This is a genomic window from Heyndrickxia sp. MSNUG (genome assembly GCF_049532715.1).
Classification (GTDB): domain Bacteria; phylum Bacillota; class Bacilli; order Bacillales; family Cytobacillaceae; genus Mesobacillus.
On record NZ_CP150978.1, the window covers coordinates 550935 to 567926 of the forward strand.

At 42.2% G+C, this 16992-nt stretch carries 16 protein-coding genes and 1 pseudogene; 12 read left to right on the forward strand and 5 right to left on the reverse strand.

The features are described 5' to 3' along the window. The first annotated feature begins 171 nt into the window (after window positions 1-171). Genes AABM38_RS02775 through AABM38_RS02785 form a run of 3 tightly spaced genes read left to right on the forward strand, consistent with a single transcriptional unit; the run spans window position 172 to window position 2720 of the window. Window positions 172-957: an ABC transporter ATP-binding protein gene (locus AABM38_RS02775; protein WP_423410631.1), complete on the forward strand. Its 786-nt coding sequence runs from the start codon at window positions 172-174 to the stop codon at window positions 955-957. Between the two features lie 27 nt (window positions 958-984). Next, window positions 985-1953: an MqnA/MqnD/SBP family protein gene (locus AABM38_RS02780; protein WP_423409030.1), complete on the forward strand. Its 969-nt coding sequence runs from the start codon at window positions 985-987 to the stop codon at window positions 1951-1953. A 5-nt stretch (window positions 1954-1958) separates the two neighbouring features. Beyond that, window positions 1959-2720 (forward strand): ABC transporter permease, encoded by a 762-nt coding sequence (locus AABM38_RS02785; protein ID WP_423409031.1) that lies wholly within the window; start codon window positions 1959-1961, stop codon window positions 2718-2720. A gap of 44 nt (window positions 2721-2764) precedes the next feature. Here the strand turns inward: AABM38_RS02785 and AABM38_RS02790 are convergent, their stop codons facing one another. Next, complete coding sequence (locus AABM38_RS02790) at window positions 2765-3217, reverse strand: winged helix-turn-helix transcriptional regulator (RefSeq protein WP_423409032.1); 453 nt, start codon at window positions 3215-3217, stop codon at window positions 2765-2767. Between the two features lie 148 nt (window positions 3218-3365). Between AABM38_RS02790 and AABM38_RS02795 the strand changes: the two genes are divergently transcribed. Together AABM38_RS02795 and AABM38_RS02800 are read left to right on the forward strand one after the other, a co-directional pair. Next, on the forward strand, window positions 3366-3893 hold the full coding sequence (locus AABM38_RS02795) for a DUF4242 domain-containing protein (protein WP_423409033.1): 528 nt from the start codon (window positions 3366-3368) through the stop codon (window positions 3891-3893). 72 nt (window positions 3894-3965) lie between these two features. Continuing rightward, the gene (locus AABM38_RS02800) at window positions 3966-5003 is read left to right on the forward strand and encodes an acyl-CoA dehydrogenase family protein (protein WP_423410632.1); all 1038 of its coding nucleotides are present in this window, start codon (window positions 3966-3968) and stop codon (window positions 5001-5003) included. Window positions 5004-5381: 378 nt separating this feature from the next. Here the strand turns inward: AABM38_RS02800 and AABM38_RS02805 are convergent, their stop codons facing one another. Further along, window positions 5382-5786, reverse strand: a complete 405-nt coding sequence (locus AABM38_RS02805) for a hypothetical protein (RefSeq protein ID WP_423409034.1) — start codon at window positions 5784-5786, stop codon at window positions 5382-5384. Between the two features lie 202 nt (window positions 5787-5988). Between AABM38_RS02805 and AABM38_RS02810 the strand changes: the two genes are divergently transcribed. Both AABM38_RS02810 and AABM38_RS02815 read left to right on the forward strand, forming a co-directional pair. Next, window positions 5989-6156 (forward strand): hypothetical protein, encoded by a 168-nt coding sequence (locus AABM38_RS02810; RefSeq protein WP_423409035.1) that lies wholly within the window; start codon window positions 5989-5991, stop codon window positions 6154-6156. A 200-nt stretch (window positions 6157-6356) separates the two neighbouring features. Beyond that, window positions 6357-7340 carry an aldo/keto reductase gene (locus AABM38_RS02815; RefSeq protein ID WP_423409036.1) on the forward strand — a complete coding sequence of 328 codons (984 nt, stop codon included), beginning with the start codon at window positions 6357-6359 and terminating at the stop codon, window positions 7338-7340. Between the two features lie 49 nt (window positions 7341-7389). On the opposite strand, the gene AABM38_RS02820 is transcribed toward AABM38_RS02815, so the two are convergent. Further along, a complete protein-coding gene (locus AABM38_RS02820; RefSeq protein WP_423409037.1) occupies window positions 7390-8250 on the reverse strand; it encodes a TVP38/TMEM64 family protein in 861 nt (286 codons plus the stop codon). Between the two features lie 338 nt (window positions 8251-8588). Between AABM38_RS02820 and AABM38_RS02825 the strand changes: the two genes are divergently transcribed. The 3 genes from AABM38_RS02825 (at window position 8589) to AABM38_RS02835 (ending at window position 11613) form a co-directional block, all read left to right on the forward strand. Further along, window positions 8589-9824, forward strand: a complete 1236-nt coding sequence (locus AABM38_RS02825) for an SEC-C metal-binding domain-containing protein (protein WP_423409038.1) — start codon at window positions 8589-8591, stop codon at window positions 9822-9824. Between the two features lie 93 nt (window positions 9825-9917). Next, the gene (locus AABM38_RS02830) at window positions 9918-10517 is read left to right on the forward strand and encodes a hypothetical protein (protein ID WP_423409039.1); all 600 of its coding nucleotides are present in this window, start codon (window positions 9918-9920) and stop codon (window positions 10515-10517) included. Between the two features lie 199 nt (window positions 10518-10716). Further along, a complete protein-coding gene (locus AABM38_RS02835; protein ID WP_423409040.1) occupies window positions 10717-11613 on the forward strand; it encodes a GNAT family N-acetyltransferase in 897 nt (298 codons plus the stop codon). A 75-nt stretch (window positions 11614-11688) separates the two neighbouring features. Here AABM38_RS02835 and AABM38_RS02840 read toward each other — a convergent pair. After that, window positions 11689-12697, reverse strand: a pseudogene (locus tag AABM38_RS02840) (serine hydrolase domain-containing protein). Window positions 12698-13051: 354 nt separating this feature from the next. Between AABM38_RS02840 and AABM38_RS02845 the strand changes: the two are divergent. Together AABM38_RS02845 and AABM38_RS02850 are read left to right on the forward strand one after the other, a co-directional pair. Further along, window positions 13052-14038 carry a Gfo/Idh/MocA family protein gene (locus tag AABM38_RS02845; RefSeq protein WP_423409041.1) on the forward strand — a complete coding sequence of 329 codons (987 nt, stop codon included), beginning with the start codon at window positions 13052-13054 and terminating at the stop codon, window positions 14036-14038. Window positions 14039-14192: 154 nt separating this feature from the next. Further along, complete coding sequence (locus tag AABM38_RS02850; protein WP_423409042.1) at window positions 14193-15863, forward strand: hypothetical protein; 1671 nt, start codon at window positions 14193-14195, stop codon at window positions 15861-15863. Between the two features lie 194 nt (window positions 15864-16057). On the opposite strand, the gene AABM38_RS02855 is transcribed toward AABM38_RS02850, so the two are convergent. After that, entirely contained in the window at window positions 16058-16900 is an 843-nt protein-coding gene (locus tag AABM38_RS02855) for an MBL fold metallo-hydrolase (RefSeq protein WP_423409043.1), read from the reverse strand. Between the last annotated feature and the right edge of the window lie 92 nt (window positions 16901-16992).

Below are 16992 nucleotides of genomic sequence, written 5' to 3' on the forward strand. Positions count from 1 at the left end.
CTTGTTCAAGGGAAGTAAGTTTAAATAAAACTTCAAAATGTGAAAAATATTCTGTTTTTATAAGTTGTAAAAATGAACAAAGTATAATAAAATAACTTAAAGTTAATTCATACTATTTTTATAGGAATAATATAAATATAAGTGAAGGGTAGGAAGGTGGGTGTTAGAAACGTGGGCGAGGTTCCAATCATTAATGTTAATCAAGTAAGTAAAAGCTTTCCTAACAACAATAAGAATATAAGGGTTTTGGACGATATTTCACTTTCAATCAACCGTGGAGAAACCGTTTCTATTTTGGGTGAGAGTGGATGTGGAAAGAGCACGCTGTTGAACATTATCGGAGGATTTGAAGAGAAAGATGCAGGGCAAGTGTTATTAGATGGAAAGCCTGTGAACAAACCGACACGCAAATGTGTCATGCTTTTTCAAAACTATGGTCTGCTCCCATGGAGATCTGCTGTAAAAAACATTGAACTTGGACTCGAGGGCTTAAACCTTAATCCGAAGGAGCGAAGGGACCGTGCTTTACATTATTTAACCCTGGTCGGTTTAGAAGATAAAGGCGATTTGTTCCCCCATGAGGTTTCAGGCGGGATGAAGCAAAGAATTGCAATCGCAAGGGCTCTTGCACTGCAGCCTGAAATGATTCTCATGGATGAGCCGTTTGCTGCCCTGGACACCTTTAATCGCTATTATCTTCAAGATGAACTACTTCGTATCCAATCCCAGGAAAAAACGACAATTGCCCTTGTTACTCATGATATCGATGAGGCGATTTATTTGTCAGACCGCATTTTTATTATGCAAGCCAATCCAGGCAGAATTCACAAGGAAATTAAAATCCACTTGTCGAAACCTCGTGACCGCAGCCACAGTGATTTTCAGCATTACAGGAAGATGATCTTTGAAGAATTCCATTTTAACCGTGCAAACTCCCCGATTGAGTATCATATTTAAACATTTAAAAGGCAAAGGAGAATTTGAATGAAAAAGTCCATAAAAAAAATCACGCTGCTTATTCTGGTTTCGGTCCTGGCCCTGACATTAGCTGCATGCGGCTCTGGCAGCAGTCAAGAATCAACAGGAGATGGCGAGAAAAAAACGGTTAAGATCGGCTATCTGCCAATTACCCACGCTGTCCCCCTTTATATTGAAAAGGAAATGAAAGAATACGAGAATTTCAATTTGGAACTTGTGAAATTCGGTTCTTGGCCTGAACTGATGGATGCCTTGAATACAGGCAGGATTGATGGTGCTTCTGTTTTGGTTACATTAGCGATGAAGGCGAAGGAACAGGGGATTGATTTAAGTGCTGTCGCATTGGGACATCGGGATGGAAATGTATTCGTAACCGCTAATGATGTTAACAGTGCAGAAGATCTGAAAGGGAAAAGTTTTGCGATTCCCCATAAATTTTCGACTCACAACATCTTGTTATATCAGATGTTAAAGCAAAATGGACTTGAATATAAGGATGTAAAAGCAATTGAAATGCCGCCTGCAGAAATGCCGGCCGCCTTGTCTGAAGGAAGGATTGCCGGTTATGTAGTAGCAGAACCGTTTGGTGCCATTTCCGTTGCTATTGAAAAAGGCAAGGTCCTGTATCAGGATCAGGATGTGTGGAAAGACTCAATCGATTGCACCTTGGTGCTGCGAAAAGATTTTATCAAAAAGGAAAATAAAGTTGCACAAGAATTTGTCGACCAGTATGTCAAAGCTGGTGATCTGGCAGAGTTAAAGGATGAGCAGACCCATGAAATGTCATCTAAATATATGAAGGTTGAAAAGAATGTGCTTGATCTTTCCTTCCAATGGATTTCTTATGATGATTTAAAAATCAAGGAATCTGAGTTTGAGGAACTTAGGAAAAATCTCATTGAAATGGGACTGATGGAGAATCCTCCAACTTACAGTGAATTTGTAGACAATTCTTTAATAGATAAAGCGATGTGAATGAAATGAAATTCAAAACTGTTCTTAATGCGGCCATAGGTTTTACTTTGCTGGTGGCAGTATGGCAATTCATCATTTTGATTGGTGATTACGATGCTGTCCTTTTTCCCCCTCCTTTAAAGGTGTGGGAAGGCATCGTTTCCCTAATTCAGGATGGGACTCTTTTTACTCATTTTCAGGTCAGTCTGTATCGTTTCCTTGCCGGGTATTTATCTGCAGTACTGGCAGCGGTCCTGCTTGGCTTGATTCTTGGGCGCATTCCACTGCTATGGAATGTTCTCGATCCGGTAGCTCAGATTATAAGGCCTGTTTCACCAATTGCCTGGTCACCTTTTATCGTCCTTTGGTTTGGAATAGGAGATATCCCGGCAATCGTCATTATCTTCATAGCTGCCTTTTTCCCTGTATTACTTTCAACCGTTTCGGCAGTACGGAAAGTTGATCAGAATTATTTGAAGGTAGCGCAAAACCTTGAAATTAAGGGGTTCAAGCTATTAACAAAGGTCATTTTCCCGGCGGCTTTCCCGTACATTGCCAATGGCCTTCATATCGCGGTAGGAACTGCCTGGATCTTTCTTGTTGCAGGAGAGATGGTCGGAGCGCAATCAGGTCTGGGATATTTGATTATCGATGCAAGAAATTCAATGAGACTGGACCTTGTAATGGCGGGCATAGTGTTTATCGGAATTTCCGGGCTGCTCCTCGATAAGGCTGTCGGTGTATTTGAAGCATGGATTAACCGGCAATGGGGGATTGGAAAGAATTAAAAGAAAAGACAGAGAGCACAATCGCTCTCTGTCTCAAGGATGTATTATTTAAGTCCAGTTGTGTCTACTGTGTCGAGCTCAACTGCTTCTACTTCATCGACATTTCTTTTGCAGTGTGGACAATAGTAGGCTAACTCCACTTCATGCTTGCACTCTGTATGAATTAATTTCTTGTAGCATTTTTCAAGATTGTTCCTGCCCCACATGATCATGGCATTGAATACTCCTTCGAGTTCTTTGCCGCTTTCTGTAAGCCTGTATTCATATCGCGGGGGATGTTCTGAATAAAGTGAAGAGACCACCAGGCCTGACTGCTCCAAATGTTTTAAGCGGTCTGACAATATATTTGATGAAATACCATTCAGTTCTTTTTTTATTTCATTAAAAGTGGTTCTTCCAGCTAAGATTTCGTGTAATACCAGTAAGGTCCACCGATCTCCAATGATATTCAAGGTTTGGGCGATATTGCATGGTAAATCATATTTAGATTCTCTCATAGATAAAACCTCCGAAGCTTGGTTAAATAAATCATATCATAAAAATTTTCAAACAACTAAGTTGTTTTTTATTACTTAGTGTAATAAAATAATCTATAAGTAATACCAAGTAAACAGATTGGATAAATATAATAAGGAGGAATAAGTAATGGCAACTTTATATTTAGTGGAATCAATTTTTAACAATGCAGTGAAAGATAAAGAGTCCTTTGAAAAAAAGGCCGGTGAAATCCGTGATGAGTTAGGCAAGCAGAATGCGACATTAATTGAGGTCCAAGTTGCAAAGGATTTATCCAGAGCTTTCTTTATTCTTGAGGCGGAGGAACGAAATGTAATAAATGAAGGTTTAAGAGCATTAGGAGTTCCTGTAACTCTAATCAAACCTGTCCGTCTTGTCGGAAGAGATTTAGATGAAGTGAAGAAACAGGCAGACAAAGTGAATTACCTTGTTGAATGGAACCTTCCGGAAAATCTGACAATGGATGCTTACCTAGAAAGAAAATCCAAGAATTCCGTTCACTATTCGGAAGTCCCTGAAGTCACATTCTCAAGGACCTATGTATGTGAAGATATGACAAAATGCCTTTGCTTTTATGATTCTCCAGATGAGTCTACAGTCAAGAAGGCTCGTGAAGCTGTTAAGGCACCAATCGATACAATTACTGAATTGTCATAAGTCCGGAACCTCCTTCGCTGGAGGTTTTCTTTTTAAAACGGCATGAAAAGGGAGAGGGAAGCTTTGAAAGATATGACGAGTTTGGCGTTCTTAATCCAGGAACAGCTTAAGCCATTCGTGCGCAGGATTGACGCTGAGGCCTACTATGCGGAGGAATTTCTAAAAAGCATTGGCAAAGCTGGATTCCTGAATTCCAATACTGGGGTAGACTTTTCAACAGAAGTCCGTGTGGTAGAAGAAGTATCTAAAGTCTGCATGACAACTGGTTTTAACCTTTGGTGCCACCTTGCTGCATTAACTTATATCCGAAATAGTGAAAATAGGTACTTAAAGGATGAAATTTTACCGCAGTTGGAAAATGGCCTGCTTCTGGGCGGGACCGGGCTTTCCAATCCGATGAAGTATTATGCCGGGCTGGAAACATTGCATCTCAAAGCGAAGAAGACGAATGAAGGATACAGTGTGAATGGGCAGTTGCCTTCTGTCTCGAATCTGGGTAAAGGCCATTGGTTCGGCATCATTGCAGAGGTTAGCCCTGAGCAAAGAATGATGGCAGTGGTTCCTTGCAATGCAGAAGGACTTACATTGAAAGCAAAGCTTGAGTATTTAGGCGTAAATGGCAGTGCTACTTATTCATGTGCATTCGATGATGTGACGATTCCTGAGGAATGGATTGTCTCACATGATGTGGATACATTCATTGAAAAAATCAGGCCTGCATTTGTTCTTTATCAAATACCGCTTGGCCTGGGTGTAACTGAGGCATCGATAGCTTCCATCCGTCAGGTTTGCAATAAGCAGGGAGGCTGCAATGATTATCTTTCCGTTCAGCCAGATGATCTAGAAAGAGAATTAGAACTAATTCGCATGGAAACGTTTAAACTTGCTGATGGGGAAGGGCTCTTGCAGCAATGGAAGGAACTTCTTCAATTACGCTTGCGTACGGCCTATCTTACTTCAAAAGCTGCTCATGGCAGCATGCTTCACCAAGGCGGAGCAGGTTATCTGAAGTACAGCGCTCCATCAAGAAGATTAAGAGAATCCTATTTTCTAGTGAATTTAACTCCCACTGTAAAGCATCTAGAAAAAATGCTCCATCAAATGCAATAGGAGAAGCACGGGGACGTACCCAGTGCTTCTCCCTCTGTTTCATATAGCATTATAAGGTCAATGAAGTGTAGGGATGTATCTTATGCTTCTTTTTTTGCCCATGAAAGCGTACTGATGTATGGTACGCTTTTTATTGGTTAACCACTGGGCGCGACAATGGGACGGTTGGTTCCATATCAGCCTTCGACGAGAAGAAAATTAAAGAACTTCCAACCAATTATGAAGTCGTTAAAAACATAAAATGAGGCTTATGGAACAAAGGGTGCTTTGCGTGGCTCAATGTTAACAGTCATTAGAAGCACGGGAACGTACCCAGTGCTTCCAATATCTATTTAATAAGGGAAGCACAGAAACGTCTCTGTGCTTCTCCCGCTTTCTTTATTTAACATTATAGTGCCTAAGATTCATAAACCATTTTCTCTTTTTTACATACTTCTCGTTAAGAACCAGTACCTTCCCGTTCTCTGTAGCTGCATATTTACGGTATACAGTTTTATATTTTTCAAATGCAAGGTGTCCAAGGAGATAGACGGGTAGGGTGATGGCCAATAGTATGAGTGCATTGCTAATGAAGTGAAACTTATGGCCAATTACATAAATCGTTATAACTGCCTGGGATGCGATAGCGACGGTCAGAGTGATCAGCACATTGAAGATGTGAAAAACGAATACCTCTTTTTCCTCACGAAACATCCGCTCAAGTTCATTTTTAAAAGTTAGGGTAATGAATACAGATATCACAATAAATATAAAGGAAACAAAATACGTTAACAGAGTCACCATTTTGCCTGTCCTCCTCCATGGATAATCCCCTTTTTCAGCATTGTAACATAACAGTGAAGCACGGGGACGTACCTGGTGCTTCTTTTTAGCGGTGAGGTAGGAAGCAGGAGAAGCGTCCCCTTGCTTCCAAGATTACATACTTTTCCTGTTCCTGAGCAACATAAAAAGAAAATAACTCCAGCAAAAACTCAGGAGGAAAGTTATGAAAGACAATAAAGAAAGAAATAAGAATGCCGAAAATCAAAATAAGGTTCAAAACGAAGAGTCATTCGAAATAAGCGAAACAGGTTACGGGTTGGAATCAGTTGAAAAGGGTACTGATTTCGCGGAGGGAGATCGAAGTAATTTTACTAACGGTGGCGAGCTTTAAAAGAAGGAACTCAGCGGCGTGGTTGTAAGGGGCTTAACTTTTTAAAAAGTTAGGTCCCTCTATTTTTCATGTTGGCCCCTTGCGACATGGAAGCAGAAGAAACGTCCCTGTGCGTCGAAGCAGGAGAAGCGTCCCTGCGCTTCTGATATGGTAGAATGGCTTGCAAAAGGATTTTAAGTTTACTTCAGGAGGGATCTAGTTTGAAAAAGCTGCCTATTAACCAAAATGGATTGAATGCTTCGGAGCTTGTGTTTGGCTGCATGGGGCTGGGGGGAAGCTGGGATCGTCAGCCGATTGAGCCGGCACATGTGAAGCAGGCGCATGAAGCGGTGGAAGCTGCTCTGGCTTCGGGAATAACTATGTTTGACCATGCTGATATTTATACATTGGGGAAAGCGGAGAGGGTTTTTGGACAGGTTTTAAAAGAAAAGCCGGGGCTTCGTGAGGAAATCATCATCCAGTCGAAGTGCGGCATTCGTTTCGGAGATCAGGAGTCTGGGCTGCCGACAAGGTATGATTTTTCGAAATCGTATATTCTTGATAGTGTGGATGGAATTCTTTCAAGGCTTGGAATTGATCACCTGGATATCCTGTTGTTGCACCGTCCCGATCCTCTAATGGAGCCAAGCGAGGTTGGAGAAGCATTCCATCAGCTTAAGGCTTCCGGCAAGGTGCGTTCGTTTGGTGTTTCGAATATGAGTGCTGGACAAATGCGTTTGCTGCAGCAGCATACGGACGAAAAAATCATCGTGAACCAACTGGAAATGAGCTTACATAAAATCGGCTGGCTCGATACTGGTGTACATGTCAATCAGGAAGCGGCACGCCAAAACACCTTCCCGGAAGGAACGTTAGAGTATTGCCAGATGGAGAATATCCAGATTCAATCGTGGGGTTCACTTGCTAAAGGGCTCTATTCAGGGAAAAACATTGAAAATGAAAGTGAAAGTGAAAGTGTCAAGAACACTGCAGCCCTGGTACAAAAGCTGGCCGAAGAAAAACAAACCACACCAGAAGCCATTGTTCTTGCCTGGCTGATGAGGCATCCTGCTGGCATTCAGCCTGTCATTGGCACTGCAAACCCTGACCGGATCAAAGCAAGCGCAGATGCCGTCAATGTCACTCTGACTCGTGACGAATGGTATACCTTGTATGTGAGTTCACGAGGTGTTAACCTGCCTTAATGCAAACATAGGGACGTTTCAGCGTCCCCATGAATTTTTCATACCCCCATTACAATCCACGTTCTTTATTTAAAAGCTTCTTCGTAATAACGCTAATCCCAAAGAGAAATAAAACAATAACTGAGAATCCAAACATTATTTCCGGTGCTGTTAAAGAAAGCCCCTCAGCCAGCTCCACTGAGTATGCGAGCAGCGTTGCCGTGAAGAATTTTGAGATCGAGGCAATGAGTAAGAACCTTTTTGGGGCTACCTGCCCTATACCTGCTCCTACACAGATGATTTCATCTGGGAGAATAGGGATGATAAAAAGCAGGTACATAATCAGCGTGTCATTTTTAGAGACATATTGTTGGTATTTTTCCAGCTGTTCATCCTTGATGAACTTGGATAGGAATTTTCTCCCCCCGTATCTGGCGGCAAAAAACATGGCTGATATCCCAAGGAGTGTTCCGGGAAAAGCAATGACTGCTGCAACGGCGGGCCCGAATACCGCGCTCGCTCCTGGTATGGTGACAGCTTCCGGGATCGGTAGGAGGATTGGCTGGGCAAAACTGATGAAAAAGAAAATATATTTGGCGGTTTGCAGATGTTCTTTTAACAAACCTTCAAATCCATATGCATCGGTAAAAACCATTATTTTTGTTACATAAAAGATTGCCAGTACCAGCAGTAAAACTGCCCCTAAATAAAATAGGATCATCCTATTGATTTTTAAAAGGTGTGCCCGCTTTGTCATTATGAAAACTCCATCTGCTGCTAAAACCATGAGCAAAGCGCTTAAATATATCATTTTAAAAATAGGCAGTACGGTAGGCAGTTGAAAAAATACAATATAGATGGACACAATGCTTATAAATAGATGCAGGATCATTTCCTGCGCTTCAAATCTTTTTTCTCTATGTGTGAACAAGTCCATTCTCCTTTATGCCAATGTTGTTCTGATTTTTGCTTGTGTGTACATTATAGGGAAAGGCATGGATTGGAATCGACGCGCTTAGGTTTGAAATTTCGATAGGACCTGAGGCTGAGGCAGCGATATGGGGGAAAGTGCAGAACATGGGGACGTATCCTTTGCTTCCATTTTTGTAGCAGAATAGAAGCAAAAGGTACGTCCCTTTGTTTTTCATTCTTTAAAACAATTTATGAAATAGGTATAGTAGTTATTAATAGACTGGTATTTGTAAGAGCCTGATTCTTACTGTCATGAACAGGTCCGGGAAGAAAAGTTTTATAGTAAAGGAGTTAGTTATGGATCAAAAAACGATCAATACACTCATAAATGCAATGGAACGAGCAAAGGCGCACAATCAGGAGTTAAAGATGAAATGGGAAGATAAACTCTGGAAGCAGGTTGATGAACCATACCGGCTGATCGATGCTTTGCCGATGCTGACAAAAGATGAATTAGACAATATTCGTAAGAAACTTGAACTGAGTGGTGTAAGTACCCTGAAAAAAGCAGAGCTGGCAGTGGAGCTGGCCCGTGTGATTCCAACCCGGTTCGAGAAAGCTTTATTAACCTTTGACAAGGAAAGGTACGAATTAATAAAAAAGATCATAAAAAATGACGGAGTGATGCCGGTTGATGATCAGTTTCCGAGAATCAAGATTAAATCGCTCAGGGATCATGGAATTGTGTATCCTGTCCTAAAGGATGGGGAAAAGCATTTAATGGTCCCGGTGGAACTGATTGATTCATTCGCAGAGATTGATCAGGACAAGATGCAGGAAAGCATTCGCCAAAATACAGAATGGATTCTGCTGGTTCACGGGATGATCTATTATTATGGTGCGATGGAGTCTTCAAAAGTACTGGATAAAATTGAAGATTTTACGAAGGGCGAAGTGGATATCAGGAAATATTACGATGTCATTGCGGGTGCCAGTGATTATTATCGACGAATAAGGATATTGCCTTATTCCTATGGTGGATATATCACCAACGACAGTATTCTTAAGGTGGAAAGCATCATTAAGGAACACAAGGCGAGACCTGATATTCCTTACTATCCTTTTACAAAGATTCAGCTTTTGAAAGCTGGAGAATCCGGGTTCGTTGATAAGTCTCCTGAAATGGTAAAGTTCCTGCGATTTTTATCAGAGGCATATGACCTGACAGTTAAGGAAAAAGACGAAATCGCAGAACAATTGATTTATTTGATCAACACAGATTCCCAGCCAGCAAAGTTGCTCGAGTATCTGCAAAGCATATTGGAGATTCCTTCCCTTGAATTTTTTGAGCAGGTAACTGCATTCATAATGGAGGTTTACAACCATACTCGCATGTGGGCCTTGAAAGGTTATTTTCCGATAGAATTACGTAAAGAAAGGGAAAAGCATACAAAAGCAGAGCCAGTCTTTCCTCTCAATCAGCCGAAAAATGCCTCCAATGTAATCGATCTAACGACAAAGAAAAAAGCAGGACGAAACGATCCCTGCCCATGCGGCAGCGGCGAAAAGTATAAGAAATGCTGCGGGAAATAACGAAGCACGGGGACGTATCTTATGCTTATGCTTCCGTTTGAGATTGAAAAGGAAGCAAAGGAAGCGTTCCATTGCTTCCAGGAGGGTAAAAACATGTTATGGTTTTTTATTGGGTTATTTTTAATAGATTTACTTTTGGGTTTCATACAAGCACCAGTATGGGCAGTTATATTGGTTAATCTTATTTTTATCTTAATCTTCATGTTCAAAAGTTTTTATCCGGTTCTTTTTGAAAAGGATCCTGATAAAATCATGAACTTCATGAAGAATTCGAAGCATCCTCATTTCCAGTTTTTTTATTATTTTTTCAATGATCAGTTGGAAGAGGCAGAGAACAAAATGCATCAAGTAAAGTCTCCTTTTTATAAAAGCCTGAATCATGTGAACTTGCTGGTGAAAAGGAAGCAGTATGGGGAAGCTGAGGAGATGGCAAGGGGTTTAAAGAATAATATGTATAAATGGTATTCTCTTGCTGGGATTGCACTTGAGCAAGGGGATCGTCAATCGTATAAAGAATATAAGGAGAAAGTCAGGAATCCTTTTTATCGCAAGCTTCTGGAATTGGATGAAATGGTGCATGACGGGATGAAGGAAAAGGTGCTTGCTGAATTGGATCATATGATTCCGAATCTGAGAGGATCCAAGTTGCTTAGTGTTATTCAATATAAACAGGATGTAATGAAAAGGGATTGAAGCACGGGGACGTTTCCTTGTGCTTCTTTCTTATGTAATGGAAGCAGGAGAAGCTCCCAAGCTTCTGAAGGATTACTTCGAAATTAATAGAATAAAGTTATTAGTACGATAAGGGGACGGTTCCATTTTCTCGTTAATAGTGAAAATATGTAACTTTGTGAGACAGCAGAACTGTCCCTCTGTCTCGAAGGAGTGGGAAATGATGAAGGTAGAAGCACTTATTACAGAGAGACTTGGAGACTTTAGAGAATACTGTGAAAGACATCGAAAGGAATTGGATGATTCCTTTTTATACGATGAAGACTTGCAAAATTTTAAGATTGATGCGGAAAATCCTACTTATATCTTGACTGACACCAGAGGGGATATAAAGGGAGCGGCTTCTATTATTCTGGATGACTATCATCGAAGAGGAAATAGGGCAAGGTTCCGGATTTTTCATTGTGAATCGCAAGAGGAGCAAAACTATAAAATGCTGTTTGCGGAGATATTGAAGCATACAAATTCCCTGGAGCATGTGTTTTTATTTGTCCCCTTGGTCAATCAGGAACTACAGGATGTCATGGAGAAGCTAAAGTTTGGCGTGGAGAGGTATACTTTTCTGCTAGTCAGAGAGGATTTGGACGTGCTGGATCCGTCTCTTCCAGAAGGCTTTGAGATTAGGAGTTTCAGACCTGGAGTGGATGAGGATGCTTGGTGCAGGGTGAGGAATGCTGCGTTCTCGATGCTGAAGGGAAGTGAAACGGAGATTACACCTGATATGGTCGCAAAATTGTCATCAGAGTCTGATTACCTGGACGGAGGAATGATGATCCTTTATGAGAACGAGAAGCCAGTTGGAGTCGTGAGGGGCGCGGATGATGAATATGAAGATTCACCGATTATGAACATTGGCCCCCTGGCCATTTTACCGGAATACCAGGGGAAAGGATTAGGAAGGGCTCTCTTAAGAGCGGCAATCAAGTTTTCTAAGGAAAAAGGATACAAAAGATGCGTGCTTTGTGTAAATGCAGAGAATGAACAAGCCAAAGCCCTCTACCTGCAGGAAGACTTCGATCAGACAGAAGGGGTCGTATGTTATCGGTATGAGTTGTAAGACGGGGACGAAGCACAGGGACGTATCTTGTGCTTCTTTCTAATGGAATGGAAGCAGGAGAAGCGTCCCCCTGCTTCACTTTTCCTCAATTGCCCTCATGATGTCGAAGGCTCCTTTTGATTTGTTGGAGCAGACGACGGCTATGGTTTGGGTGGATGGATAGTAGGCTGAATGGAAGCTGACACCTGGGTCATAGCCCATGACATGGTATTTGAAGACTTGGTCGGCGTCATTCATGATCCAGATCCCGTATCCGTGATACTCTGTTTCATTGACTTGTGAGTGTGGAGTCAACATCTTGTTTAACGACTCCTTACTTAGTAAAAGCTGGTCAAACAGCGCGTTCCACAGTTTCGCCATGTCTTCTGCGGTGACGTATGCGCCGCCGTCAGATCCGCCTTTTACCGGCAGTGAATAGATATTTGTCTTCCATGTCCCGTCAGGAAGGTCGATATACCCTAATGCTGTATTCGCCGGGAGGGCGTCAAAGGAAAAATAATCAGATTGACTCATGCCTGCTCTCTTAAAAACCTTTTTCATGGACATACTCCGTAAACTCCATCCTGGCGGCTTGCTCGACGATTAGGCCTAATAAAATATACCCTGCGTTATTATAGTGGAAGGTTGTCCCAGGTGCGAATTTCATCTGCGCATTCTGGAACATAGGCAAAAAATCATTTTGACTTCTGATATGATACATTGGCCGGTTTATCCATAGTTCCTCAAAATCATCCATGACATCCTCGTCAAAATAGTCAGGAATGCCGGAAGTATGGGTAAGCAAATGGTGGATTGTAATTTCTTCACTGAAATTAGGAAACTCTTCATTAAGACAATCACTCAATCTCGTATTAAAGGTGAGTTTGCCTTCCTCCACAAGCTGGCAAAATGCGATTGCTGTGAAAAGCTTGCAGCCAGAAGCGATTCCGAACCGGGTTTCCGGGTTATTTTTTAATGAATCAGCCCGATTGGCATAGCCAAAGCTGGCACGAACAGTATGACCGGTCCCGTCTTGAATCATCACCACTCCTGAAAAATCAACCTTTGACTGAACCTCTTTAATGACTTCTTCTAAATTTTTCATATGGATTCTCCTAACTGTTTCTACTCCGATGTTAACGTGTGGCATGTATGAAATATAGTAAAATATGACAAAAAGGACTACGCGAGAACCGTCCCCGCGTTCTTTCCTTCTAGCAGAAAATAATCATAGTATAATGGACTTACAAGGAAGCACGGGGACGTTTCTTTTGCTTCTCTTCTCTATTCTTATTGAAAGACAAACACAGGGACGGTTCATGTCCTTGGTAGAACCGTTCCTGTGTACCGGATTGAGAGATTGACTTTGAAAGAGAGCAGCGAAAGAACCAAAGTAGAAATCAATCTAGATGAAGCAAGGGGTACGTCCCTGTGCATCACCAAAGGAGAAGATTAGACGATGGGCGATAAAGTGATCAAATGGGGAATTCTAGGGACAGGGTTGATAGCAAGTGCTTTTGCGAGAGATTTAGCGTTTGCTGGAAATACGGAAAAGACTGCTGTTGGTTCACGCACTAAAGAGAGTGCTGAAAAATTCGCGGAAGAGCATTGGGTTTCGCTTGCTTATGGAAGCTACGAAGAACTAGTACAGGATCCGAATGTTGATGCCATTTATGTTGCCACGCCACACCCTTTTCATAAGGACAATGTATTGGCGTGTCTTCGTGCAGGCAAGGCTGTGCTTTGCGAGAAGCCATTTACCATAAATAGCGAAGAACTAGAAGAAATCATTCGGTTTGCCAGAGATAAAAGGCTTTTCTTGATGGAGGCGATGTGGACACGTTTCCTGCCTCCGATTGTTAAAGTTAGAGAATGGATTGACAGCGGAAAAATTGGCGAAGTCCTTTTAGTAAAGGCGGATTTTGGTTACCGTGCACAATGGGATCCCGAGTGGAGATTGCTTAATCCGGCCCTTGGAGGGGGAGCGTTACTTGACATAGGGATCTACCCCGTATCATTTGCATCCATGATTTTTGGAACAAACCCAGAGAAGATTCTGAGCTCTGCTCATATCGGTGAAACGGGTGTTGATGAACAGTTTTCTATTATTATGTCCTATCCTTCAGGAAAGACCGCCACACTTAATGGCTCCTTTCGAGTGGGTTTGACAAACGAAGCTTACATACATGGAACAGAAGGATCTATTCGCATTCCGTCGTTCTTTAGTGCGAAATCAGCCACTTTATATCAGGATGGTGAGGAAGTAGAGACATTTACTGATGACAGAAAATCAGCTGGTTATGCGTTTGAAATAGAAGAGGTAGGAAAATGCCTGAATCAAGGGCTTTTAGAAAGTCCTGTCATTCCGCTCGATGAATCATTAGAGATCATGAAATTGATGGATGAAATTCGTGGACAGTGGGGATTGAAATATCCGTTTGAGTAATTTTGAGGGACAGGGGGCAAACGAAGTGACGGTTCCATTGTCTTGTAAGTAGTAAAATATGTAAATTCGTGAAACAGAAGAACCGTCCCTCTGTATCTGAAACTTTCTATCTTCTACTTCGTATATTTAGATACAAATTTAAAAGGGGATTTTTATGGGAAATATGATTCTATTTGCACTTTTAGTTGGACTGGCTTCTGCTCTAGTTCTGATTCCTTTTTCGAATGGGGAAAATTACGGCAGGAAAGTGAAGTCATTGTTATTGATTGCGGCGGTCGTCCTGCTTACGCTTGGGACTTTTGGTTTTTATTACTTATTTAATTTAGATCGGAACTTTTCTTCTTTGTGGCCGTTTGCGATTCTGATCACGCTTGGCGGAACGATTTTTGCAGCTGGAAAGGAGAAGATGATTAAAGGCAGCTTGTTTGTCCTAACCTTACTTTTGGGTGGGTACTTTTTAATCGCTTTTCTTTTTAACGCGGAGGAGAAATATGAATCTGCGAAAATGGCAGAAAAGATGGAGATTTCTACTTTTGATGAGAAAGAAACACCAGCGAGTGTTCCTCCTCAGTTTGCCCGCAATAAAATGAAAAAAGCATTCGGTCAGGTTCCGAATACAAGCTATTATGAGCTTGGCGAATTGCAAATCCAGAAGGTTGATGGGGAGTATGTCTATATCGCTCCTGTTGAGTTTTCGGGCTTTTTCAAATGGTGGAATGGCAAGTCAACACCGGGTTATTTTACAATCAGTGCCACCGATTCATCAGCAAATCCAAAATTCAAGAAATCAGACATGATTTATACACCTTCTTCCTACTTCAATAAAAATATCGAACGGCATATCCGAATGCAGTATCCCGAGTCTATTTTCTACGGAGGCACCCAACTTGAGATCGATAATGAAGGGAAACCTTATTACATCAGGACCTTCGGCGAATTCATCTCTGCCCGAAACGGCTTTAAAGTGACAGGGGTTGTGGTCATTGACCCGAAATCGGGGGATACGAAGCTGTATGCTTTAGGGGATGTACCAGAGTTTATTGACGGCGCGGTTTCCCCGGAAGCAGTCAGCCTGCAAAACAGCTATTACGGCAATTACATTCATGGCTTTTGGAACAGTCTTTTTGGCAAAAAGGATGTAAAATTGCCGTCGGATGAAGGAACCGAAGCCCAGGTCAGCCCGATCTTCGATGAAAATGGCGAAATGTATTATTTCACTGATTTTACCAGCCCGAAAGAAGGGGTCGACTCCATGCTCGGGTATTCGCTGACGAACTCAAGGACAGGGAAAGCGACCTTCTATACTGGCAACCTTGAAGAGTCCTACATGGATTCCGAAGGGGCCATGCAAATTATCGAAAAGAAGTTCATTGAGAAAAAGTGGCATGGTGAAATGCCGATTCTCTACAACTTCTATGGTGAAGCAAGCTGGTTAACACCTGTACTTGATTCGAATGGCTTCCTGCAAAATTACTTTATCGTATCGGCAGCAAACCCAGAAATTTCGGTGTACGGAAACACTCCGAATGAAGCATTGAGAAAATATAAAACAGCCCTGCAGCATGGCGGAGGTACAGTTGATGGCAGTTCGAAGGCAGAGGAAAAGCAGGCAAGCGGAGCAGTGTTGCGCGTCTACAAAGAAAAAACAGGCGATTTCACGATTGTCTCCATCCTGCTAGACAACAAAAAGAACTACATCATCACATCCGAAACCAACCCATTGGCGATTTACCTAAAAGAAGGCGACCAAGTCAAGCTCACATACATGGACACCGGCGAAACCTTCCTGCCAGTGAAGGAATTAGTGATACAAGGATTAGAGTAGCAGAGGGACGCCTCAAAGAAGCGCGGGGACGTATCTTATGCTTCCGTTTTTAATATACATCTGAATTACAACTTCATTTTAGAAGCGAAGGGTAAGTCCCTTTGCTTCGTCTTTTATTGTTGATGATTTTAACTCAATTGAGTGAAGCTAAATGAAAAAGGGAAGCACTGGGTACGTCCCCATGCTTCCGCTATCTACCTTTCGCCATCTACATATCTGCCGTAGTCAGGAATGGCTATGTCATCAAATTCGGCTGCCAGTTTTGTGAGGTTGTCTCGTAATGTTTCTGCGGCCATAGGAATCCCGTGGCCTGTGACGGCGACTTTCGGGTTCAGGGCTTCGAGCTTTTGTACGGAGGCCCGAGCTGACTCCCAATCAGTTGTTAAATAACGTGGCGGCCCGCTTATTTCCTGTTCCTGGGTCAGCACACTATAAAGTGATTCCTGTTTAACTGTTACAAAGGCATCCCCGGCAATTAACAGCCCATCTTTTTCCCTGTAAAAGGAAACATGTCCTGGTGTGTGGCCAGGGGTGTGAATCCATTTCCAGCCTGGCATATGGGGAACGCTTCCGTCATCAGGGAGTGGCTGAATATGAGGGTTCAAGTCGATCCCTTCGTGAGGAAAAGTTGGTGATATTTTCGCCACCAATCCGCCCTCTACACTTGCATCAGGTTTTGGATAGTCTTCCATTCCTGTTAAAAATGGCATCTCCAATGTATGTGCGTAAACAGGAACTTGCCAGCGCTCTACCAAATCAATAATAGCGCCTATATGATCAAAATGCCCATGTGTTAAAATAATCGCCTTAGGCTTTGCGTTATCTCCGAAAAGTTCCTCAGCGGCATCTATGATTTTATCAGCTGACTTTGGCATGCCGGCATCGATTAAGACCCAATCGTCAGCAGAAACCTGTACAAAGCAAAGGTTCACAATCTGGACGGTTAAATAGTGTACTCCTTCCGCAACGTTTACAATCATTCCGCTGGTCGTCGATGTCATGGGCATATACCGTTCTGTGGATGAGCTTTCTTTCATGGTTATTGCCTCCTTTTCGTGAGTCGTCCTTTTGATTTTACCCATGTAAAACCCAAGTATGCGTCAAGGGTTGAGACAGCTGGACGATCCCG